This is a genomic window from Corallococcus sp. CA053C (assembly GCF_003611675.1).
Classification (GTDB): Bacteria; Myxococcota; Myxococcia; order Myxococcales; family Myxococcaceae; genus Corallococcus.
In genome coordinates this window covers 1-8,111 of the sequence record NZ_RAWA01000436.1, presented here as the reverse complement: position 1 = coordinate 8,111, position 8,111 = coordinate 1, and the positions used below count along the sequence as shown (strand labels likewise).

Genomic DNA, 8,111 nt, shown 5'->3' with positions numbered 1-8,111 from the left:
GCCGAAGTCCGCCCCGCCCAGGAGCGCGTACAGCACGAACGTGCCCGCCACCGCGAACCCCAGCACCGTCTCAGTGGGCATGGGTCACCTCGCCGTCCACGTGCCTGCCGGGCAGCGTGGCCGCCACCTGCCGCCAGAGGACGAAGAGCACCGTCACGCCCAGGAACAGGTACACCACCGTGAAGGTGAAGAAGGGCGCGGCCAGGTGCGGCACCGGCGTCACCGCCTCGCCCGTGCGCATCACGCCCCGGACGATCCACGGCTGGCGGCCCCACTCGGTGACGAGCCACCCCGCCTCCAGCGCCACCAGCCCCAGCGGCCCCGCGACGAGCCACGCGCGCATCATCCCCCGGCCGTGCGGCCACGCCTTGCCCCGCCACCTTCGCCACAGCGTCACCAGCGCGAGCAGCGCCATCAGGCTGCCCGTGCCCACCATCACCTGGAAGGCCCCGTGCACCTTGGCCACCGGAGGCCAGGTGTCGCGAGGGAAGTCATTGAGCCCCTTCACCTCCGCGTCCGGATCACCAAACGCCAGGATGGACAGCCCCTTCGGCACGTCGATGGCGCCCAGGCGCAGGGGCGCGCCCACCTGCGTGTCGAAGTGCCCCTCCATCGCGGCCAGCTTCACCGGCTGCGCCCGGGCGACGTGCTTGGCGGACAGGTCCCCCACCAGCGGCTGCAACAGCGCGGTGACGCACGCGAGCGGCAGCGCGATGGACAGCGCCTTCTTGTGGAAGGCCGCCCCCGGGTGCTTGAGCAGGATGAAGGCGTGGATGCCCGCCATCGCGAACGCGCTGGCCTGATAGCTGGACAGCAGCACGTGCGTCGTCTGGTACTGCCAGCCAGGGCTGAACATCGCCACCAGCGGCTGCACGTCCGTGGGCCCCGCGGCCGTGGCCGTGAAGCCGGACGGGTTGTTCATGAACGTGTTCACCAGCGTGACGAAGAAGGCGCTGGCCGCCCCGCTCACCGCCACCATCACGCCGCTGAACAGGTGCAGGCCCGGCGACACCCGCTCGCGGCCGTACAGGTAGATGCCCAGGAAGATGGCCTCGGTGAAGAAGGCCACGCCCTCCAGGCTGAAGGGCAGGCCAATCACTTCCCCGTAGCGGCCCATGAACTCCGGCCACAACAGCCCCAGCTCGAACGAGAGCACCGTGCCGCTCACGGCGCCCACCGCGAACAGGATGGCGGTGCCCTTGGCCAGCTTCTCGCTCAGCTTGCGGTAGTCGTCGTCCCCCGTCCGCCGGTGCTTCCAGTCGCTCAGGACCATCAGCACCGGCAACGCCACACCCGCCGCCGCGAACACGATGTGGAACGCGAGCGACAACCCCATCTGCGCACGCGCATAGAGCAGGTCCGTCATGCTCATCAGCATGCTTTATGCGCGCATTTTACGCTTTCACGATTTCTTATCAGCGTCCGCAGGCACCTTGGGTCCGGTGCGCGAGGGCACCAGGGACTGCATGGAGTTGCGGGCCACGGCGGAGGCGAGCGTGGTGGCGAAGATCATCACCAGCTTGCGGCCGAGCTCCGCGCCCAGGGGCTTGTCCTCCACGCTGGTGGCCACGCGCTCCGGGTGGGCCCACGCGCGCTCCAGCGCCCTGCGGCGGCGGCGACGCACGCGCTCGTCGTAGTGGCGCGAGCGGTAGATGGCGACGCCCACGCCCACGCCCACCACCACCAGCGCGGCGGCGCCCACGGTGACGAGCAGGTCGCGGTGCTGGTTGACGTGGTAGCGCACGTCCATGGCGCGGTCGCGGCGCCGGTCCAGCTCCTCCAGGGTGAGCAGCAGCTCGTCGCGGATGCGGTCCGCGGTCTGCTCCACCTGTTCGCGGTCGCCCATGTGACGGGTGATGGCGTGCTCGCCGTGCACGTTCTCGGTATCGGGTGCCTGGCTCATTGCAGCGTCTCCCGGGTCATCTTGAGGTCCGCCTTCAGACGCTCCTGGGTGTGGGGCATCGCCTGCTTGGGCACCCGCTTCGTGCCCAGGAACAGCAGCAGGCCCGCCACCAGCAGCAGCACCGCGCCCACGATGAGCACGCCCACCGCGGCCCCCAGCGGGAGCGCCAGCCCCAGCGCGACGAAGAGCACCGCCAGCGAGGTGAGGGCCAGCACGGCCCCCGCGCCCAGGAGGATGCCCGCGGTCTTGGCGGCCTGGAGCTCCTGCTTCAGCTCCTTCTTCGCGTGCATCACCTCCGCCTTCACGAGCAGGCGGGTTTCCGACAAGGCGTGCCGGATGAGTTCCGGGGTGGAGAGCGTCTCCAGCTGCGTGCGCTCCAGGCGTTCCGATTCGAGGTCCACGACCGTGCCTCCGACTTGGTGGGCCCAGGGAAGGACCGACGGACGCCTGACCGGCATCCCGTCCACCCCTGTTCTGCCTCTCAAGGTGGCCAGGAAGGGTGGGCGGGAGAAGTCCCGGCGCACACCCCTTCGTCGTTCGGCTGGCTGCCTGCTGCCCCTTGCCTCCGAGGAGAATCGTTCCCCGGAAGCGGGCGAGCGCTAGCGGCGGCGGTGCTGGTGGGCGATGGCCGTGGCCAGCGTCTCGCGCACCTGTCGGGCGCGGAACAGCCGGTCCGCGGTGTCCACCAGGTTCTCCGCGTACAGCACCTGCTTGCGCAGGCGGGCCGGCAGGGCGCGCGTACCCAGGTGCGCGCCCAGCAGCGCCCCGGTGAGGGCCGCGGCCACGTCCGCCTCGCCGCCGCAGCGCAGCGTGAGGATGACGGCCTGGCGGAAGTCGTGCGGCACCTTCAGCGTCGCGTACAGCGAGGTGAGCAGCACCGGAACCACGTGCGCGGGCAGGCCGTCCACGCCCTTCAGCTCGCTGGGGGGCACGCCCACCTTGCGCAGCTGGTTGAGCGCGCGCTGGGTGTCCCAGGTGAGCAGGCGCGGCAGGTGGCGGATCTCCTCCGCCAGCGCCTTGTCGTGCACCGCGGCGGCCAGCGCCAGGGCGTCGCAGAAGGCCGCGGGCGTGAGGGCCTCCTCCTCCATGCCCAGCGCCACGGCCTGCGCGAACGCGGCGGCGGCGGCGGCGCAGACCGGGTCCTTGTGCGTCACGACGGTGAGCACGCCCGCGTCGTGCGGCAGGCGCGCGCGCTGGCCGCTCTCGAACAGGCCCACCACCAGCGCGCGGCTGAGCACCGACGGGCAGCGGATGCCCAGCGGCGCGCCCGCGCTCATCCACGGCGTGCCGCCCGCCAGCCGCTGCAGCGACTCCGACAGGCTGCGCGGCGGCTGGAGGATGATGCCCTCCTGCCACAGCCACGCCAGGTGCGCCGCGGCGCTGCGGCCCTCCACCTTGCCCTCGCGGATGACGCTCTCCGCGGCGGCGAGCAGCAGCTGCGTGTCGTCGCTGAACTGGCCCTTGGCGTACTTGCCGCGCGGGCGGGGCGCGAAGTCCTCCGCGAGCCCGGGCAGGCGGGACAGGCTCGCCGGCGGGATGCCCCTCAGCGGAAAGCCGAGCGCATCGCCAATGGCGAGTCCGAGAAACGCCGCATGGAACCTGTCCTGGCGATCTGCGGGGGTCAGCGGCATCGGAAGGGCGGAGACTACCCGAGCCTCAGGCAAGGACGAGCACCGAGATGAACGCTGCGAGGGCGCACGAAGCGACAGCGTTTCGATCATGGGGTCTTGACGTGCACGGAGCGGGTTCGGTGGAGCCATGGACAGGAGAGGTCCCTCCGGGTTGCACCGCGCGCGTCGACACTTTCTGCCTCCTCCGCCGTCAACGCGGCGCAACCGGGGGCGCGGTAGCTATCGCATCCCGCCGCGTTTCAGCAAGCAGGCGCCCCGGATGACGTACTCGGGCCCTCTTGCATGTCCAACTCCGGATGCTGTGCATGAACCGAAAGGGACGCACGGGTGGCCGCGCGTGGGCGCACAAGGCGCCGTGCGCGTGCGGAGCCCACGGGCTCAGGTGTTCACCTTGACGCGCGCGACTTCACGTCGATCCACGCGACGCGCGCATGCACGCGCGCACGCTCATGAATCGTCGCGACCCAGGTTGACCACCGCGAGCAAGCGCGCCACCACCGCTTCAGCGCCCTGGTACAGCCGCGTGCCGTCCCAGAGCGCGGGCGTGGTGTGACCGCCGCGCGCGAGCCAGTCCGCCTCCGCTTCCGCGAAGGCGACGTTGCGGAAGCGCACGCGGTCTTCCAGCGCGTGGTCGGTGACGAAGAGGCGCGCGGTCGCGGACGGGGGATCCGCGATGCGGTGGAACAGCTCCAGCATGGGGGCGTCAGGAGGGCTCATGGCTTTGACGCCGCATCATGCCGCCCACGGGCCCCCGGACGCGGAAAAGGGCGGAGCGCCGGTCCCCGTACCCCGGGGCTTCGGGCTCCACCCTTTCGCACTGCGACAGGAGGTTCTTGCCTAGCGGGTTTCGGCGGCGCCGATGCGCGCGGCCTCGCGGCGCACCGCGGCCTGCTCCAGCGCGTAGCGTGCGTCCGCGGCGTTCAGGTCCTTGAGGCGCGCCTCGGCCTCCGCCATGCGGCGACGGGCGCCCGCGACGTCGATGCCGGAGATGGGCTCCGCGGCGTCCGCGAGCACCAGCACCTTGTCGTTGCTCACCTCCACGAAGCCGCCGGCGATGAAGTACCGGTCCTGACGGCCGCCCTCGATGAGGGTCAGCGTGCCCGGCTCCACCAGGGACAGGAACGGCGTGTGGCCGGGCCGCACGCCGAACAGGCCCTCTCCGCCCGGCACGATGGCCTCGTCGGCCTGCACGGACAGGATGCGCTTCTCGGGGGTGACGATCTCGACACTCAGCTTGGCCATGAAGGTCCTCGTGCTACCGCATCAGAAAGTCAGCCGCTGGGTCTTCACGCCCACCGGCTCGAACTCCACCACCCCGGCGTCCGTCAGGCGGGGGCCCTTGCCCGGAATGCCCAGCGTGCCTTCCAGCCACTTCAGGTGGTGCGCCATCTGCCGCACCTCGGGGAGCTGCTTCGGGGTCATCAGCTCCGTCAGCCGCTTCTCCTGGAGCTTCTGCCCGGTGCGGTCGAACTGGGCCGCCACCATCACCCGGGCCCAGGACAGGCCGCTGCCCCGCTTCTTCTTGCCCGCGGGCGGCTTGCCCTTCTCCACCAGCGGGTAGAGCACCCAGACCTTCTCACCGTCGTTGGACGCGAAGTACAGGTCGTCCACCGTCCCCACGCACACGTTCGCCGACCAGAGGGGCCCGTTCTCCTTGAGCATCTCCAGCCGGCACTGCCCCACGCCCGTGTCCACCATGCGCACGCTGTAGAGCCCGTTCGCGCTCACCCGCGCCCGGCTGCCACGCTCCTCCGCCAGGGCGGAGGGCGCGACACAGCAGAGCATCAGGGCGAGCGCGGCGGTCAGGCGCATGGGGGTTCCGGGCGGCTGCGTGCTACGCGGCCGCCAGCTTGCGGGCGTTCTCGATGACCTCGTTGATGTCGCCCGTCATGTAGAAGGCGCTCTCCGGGATCTCGTCGTGCTTGCCGTCCGCGATCTCCTTGAAGCCGCGGATGGTGTCCGCCAGCTTCACGTAGCGGCCATCCTTGCCGGTGAAGACCTTGGCGACGAAGAACGGCTGGGACAGGAAGCGCTGGATCTTCCGGGCGCGCGCCACGGACAGCTTGTCCTCTTCCGACAGCTCGTCCATGCCGAGGATGGCGATGATGTCCTGGAGCTCCTTGTAGCGCTGCAGGATGCCCTGGACGCGGCGGGCCACGGCGTAGTGCTCCGCGCCGAGCACGTCCGCGGAGAGGATGCGGCTGGTGGAGTCCAGCGGATCCACGGCCGGGAAGAGGGCGAGCTCCGCGATGGCGCGGTTGAGCACCGTGGTCGCGTCCAGGTGGGCGAACGCGGTGGCGGGCGCGGGGTCCGTCAGGTCGTCGGCGGGCACGTAGATGGCCTGCACGGACGTGATGGAGCCCTTGGTGGTGGAGGTGATGCGCTCCTGCAGGCCGCCCATCTCCGTGGCGAGCGTGGGCTGGTAACCCACGGCGCTGGGGATGCGGCCCAGGAGGGCGGACACTTCCGAGCCGGCCTGGGTGAAGCGGAAGATGTTGTCCACGAAGAGGAGCACGTCACGGCCCTCCACGTCGCGGAAGTACTCGGCCATGGTGAGCGCGGAGAGGGCCACGCGGGCGCGGGCGCCGGGCGGCTCGTTCATCTGGCCGTACACGAGGACGGCCTGGCTGGCCTCCAGGTTATCCATCTGGATGACGTTCGTCTCCTGCATCTCGTGGTACAGGTCGTTGCCCTCGCGGGTGCGCTCGCCCACGCCGGCGAACACGGAGAAGCCACCGCGCTCCACGGCCACGTTGCGGATGAGCTCCTGCAGGAGCACCGTCTTGCCCACGCCGGCGCCGCCGAAGAGGCCAATCTTGCCGCCACGGGTGTAGGGGGCGAGCAGGTCGATGACCTTGATGCCGGTCTCGAACATCTGCACGCGCACGTCCTGGTCCGTGAACGCCGGGGGCGCGCGGTGGATGGGCCAGTACTCGGTGGCCTTCACGGGGCCCATCTCGTCCACCGGGTCGCCGGTGACGTTCATGATGCGGCCCAGGGTGGCCTTGCCCACCGGCACCTGGATGGGGGCGCCCGTGTTGCGCACCTGCATGCCGCGGCCCAGGCCCTCGGTGGAGTCCATGGCGATGCAGCGCACCGTGTTCTCACCCAGGTGCTGCGCGACTTCCACCGTGAGGTTGTCCTGCTCGGCGCCCAGGTTGGGGTTGGTGATCTTCAGGGCCGAGTAGACCTCCGGGAGCCCGCCGGGCGGGAACTCCACGTCGACCACGGGGCCGAGAACCTGCGTGACCTTGCCAGTCGTCGGAACTTGAGCGCTCATGGAATCCTCTGCCTTGTCTCGTATGGCGAGCGGCCGGGACGCCGCCGCCCGTCAGGAAATCAACCCCAAGAGAAGGGGTGTGGGCGCGCCCCCTTTACCGGGGGCCCCCCGGCAGGGTCAAGCCTCCCGGGTCCGCGCGCGTAAGTCCCGCTTAGCGGAGCGGTGTCCCCAGCGCCAGTCCCCTCGCGCATCCTTCGCTCCGGGCCACCTCCCCTGCCCGCCGGGCGGGCGGGGGAAACGACGAAGGGCCCGGCCCGCGCCGTGAAAGCGCGAGCGGGCCCCTGGGGGTCCAACGGACCGTGCCCTGACTACTTGAGGGCCTCGGCGCCGGAGACGATCTCCATCAGCTCCTTGGTGATGACCGCCTGGCGGGTGCGGTTGTAGAGCAGGGTGTAGCTGGAGATCATGTCCGTGGCGTTGTTGGTCGCGTTCTCCATGGCGCTCATGCGCGCGCCCTGCTCGCTGGCCACGCTCTCCAGGAGCGCCCGGTAGACCTTGATGTTGACGGCCTGGGGGACCAGCCGGTCCAGCACGGCCTGGCGGGAGGGCTCGTACTTGAAGTCCACCAGCGCGGGCGCCGCGGCGACCGTCTCCGGCGTGGGCGTGGCGGCGGCCTTCGTGGTGGCGGGCTGCAGGGGCAGCAGCTGCGACACGACGACGTTCTGGCTGATGGCGGAGACGAACTCGTTGTAGACGACGTAGACGGCGTCCACCTCGTCGTTGAGGAACGCGGCGGTCAGCTCCTCGGCGACGTTGGCGGCGGAGCGGTAGTTGAGCCCCGCGTACAGGCCGGCGAAGTCCTTGCGGATGGACTGGCTGCGGTTGCGGAAGAAGTCATGGCCCTTGCGGCCCACCGTCGAGACGCGCACCTGGAGGGTGCTGTTCTCGTACAGGAAGCGGTTGGCGCGGCGGATGACGTTGGAGTTGAAGCCGCCGGCGAGGCCACGGTCGGACGTGAGCAGCAGCAGCTCCACGCGGCGCACCGGGCGGGAGGCCAGGAGCGGATGGGCCAGCTCCTGGTCGGCGGAGCGCAGCGCCAGCTCGGAGATGATCTGCTCCAGCGTCTGCGCGTAGGGGCGCGCGGCGAGGATGGCGTCCTGCGCCTTTCGCAGCTTCGCGGCGGAGACCATCTTCATCGCCTTGGTGATCTGCCGCGTGTTCTTCACCGAGCGGATGCGCTTGCGGATGTCTCGAAGGGACGCCATGGGCCGGAAACTCCTCTGGGACGACGTGCGGCGCGCACCCGCGGGGACGGCCCGGGCAGGCCGGATGGGGCGGCGGGCCCCCTATATAGGCG

9 protein-coding genes are annotated in these 8,111 nt (G+C 70.7%); all 9 read right to left on the bottom strand.

Features of this window, described 5'->3' with window-relative positions; all coding sequences use genetic code 11:
• Positions 1 to 70: 70 nt before the first annotated feature.
• Entirely contained in the window at positions 71 to 1,366 is a 1,296-nt protein-coding gene (locus D7V97_RS36470; protein ID WP_233583445.1) for a cytochrome ubiquinol oxidase subunit I, read from the bottom strand.
• Positions 1,367 to 1,402: 36 nt separating this feature from the next.
• Positions 1,403 to 1,903 (bottom strand): hypothetical protein, encoded by a 501-nt coding sequence (locus D7V97_RS36465; protein ID WP_120615226.1) that lies wholly within the window; start codon positions 1,901 to 1,903, stop codon positions 1,403 to 1,405.
• Entirely contained in the window at positions 1,900 to 2,304 is a 405-nt protein-coding gene (locus tag D7V97_RS36460; protein WP_120615225.1) for a phage holin family protein, read from the bottom strand. Before D7V97_RS36460 ends, D7V97_RS36465 begins: the two co-directional genes overlap by 4 nt.
• A gap of 198 nt (positions 2,305 to 2,502) precedes the next feature.
• On the bottom strand, positions 2,503 to 3,534 hold the full coding sequence (locus D7V97_RS36455) for an ADP-ribosylglycohydrolase family protein (RefSeq protein WP_120615224.1): 1,032 nt from the start codon (positions 3,532 to 3,534) through the stop codon (positions 2,503 to 2,505).
• A gap of 447 nt (positions 3,535 to 3,981) precedes the next feature.
• A complete protein-coding gene (locus tag D7V97_RS36450; RefSeq protein ID WP_120615223.1) occupies positions 3,982 to 4,251 on the bottom strand; it encodes a hypothetical protein in 270 nt (89 codons plus the stop codon).
• Between the two features lie 120 nt (positions 4,252 to 4,371).
• The gene (locus D7V97_RS36445) at positions 4,372 to 4,776 is read right to left on the bottom strand and encodes a F0F1 ATP synthase subunit epsilon (protein ID WP_120615222.1); all 405 of its coding nucleotides are present in this window, start codon (positions 4,774 to 4,776) and stop codon (positions 4,372 to 4,374) included.
• Positions 4,777 to 4,797: 21 nt separating this feature from the next.
• Positions 4,798 to 5,346, bottom strand: a complete 549-nt coding sequence (locus tag D7V97_RS36440) for a hypothetical protein (RefSeq protein ID WP_120615221.1) — start codon at positions 5,344 to 5,346, stop codon at positions 4,798 to 4,800.
• 22 nt (positions 5,347 to 5,368) lie between these two features.
• The gene (gene atpD / locus D7V97_RS36435) at positions 5,369 to 6,814 is read right to left on the bottom strand and encodes a F0F1 ATP synthase subunit beta (RefSeq protein WP_120615220.1); all 1,446 of its coding nucleotides are present in this window, start codon (positions 6,812 to 6,814) and stop codon (positions 5,369 to 5,371) included.
• A 308-nt stretch (positions 6,815 to 7,122) separates the two neighbouring features.
• Complete coding sequence (atpG, locus tag D7V97_RS36430; protein ID WP_120615219.1) at positions 7,123 to 8,019, bottom strand: ATP synthase F1 subunit gamma; 897 nt, start codon at positions 8,017 to 8,019, stop codon at positions 7,123 to 7,125.
• Positions 8,020 to 8,111: the final 92 nt, after the last annotated feature.

Coding starts and splice junctions, on each gene's coding strand:
- D7V97_RS36470 (WP_233583445.1), bottom strand. CDS start 1,366: ATGACGGACCTGCTCTATGCGCGTGCGCAGATGGGGTTGTCGCTCGCG.
- D7V97_RS36465 (WP_120615226.1), bottom strand. CDS start 1,903: ATGAGCCAGGCACCCGATACCGAGAACGTGCACGGCGAGCACGCCATC.
- D7V97_RS36455 (WP_120615224.1), bottom strand. CDS start 3,534: ATGCCGCTGACCCCCGCAGATCGCCAGGACAGGTTCCATGCGGCGTTT.
- D7V97_RS36450 (WP_120615223.1), bottom strand. CDS start 4,251: ATGAGCCCTCCTGACGCCCCCATGCTGGAGCTGTTCCACCGCATCGCG.
- D7V97_RS36445 (WP_120615222.1), bottom strand. CDS start 4,776: ATGGCCAAGCTGAGTGTCGAGATCGTCACCCCCGAGAAGCGCATCCTG.
- D7V97_RS36440 (WP_120615221.1), bottom strand. CDS start 5,346: ATGCGCCTGACCGCCGCGCTCGCCCTGATGCTCTGCTGTGTCGCGCCC.
- atpD (WP_120615220.1), bottom strand. CDS start 6,814: ATGAGCGCTCAAGTTCCGACGACTGGCAAGGTCACGCAGGTTCTCGGC.
- atpG (WP_120615219.1), bottom strand. CDS start 8,019: ATGGCGTCCCTTCGAGACATCCGCAAGCGCATCCGCTCGGTGAAGAAC.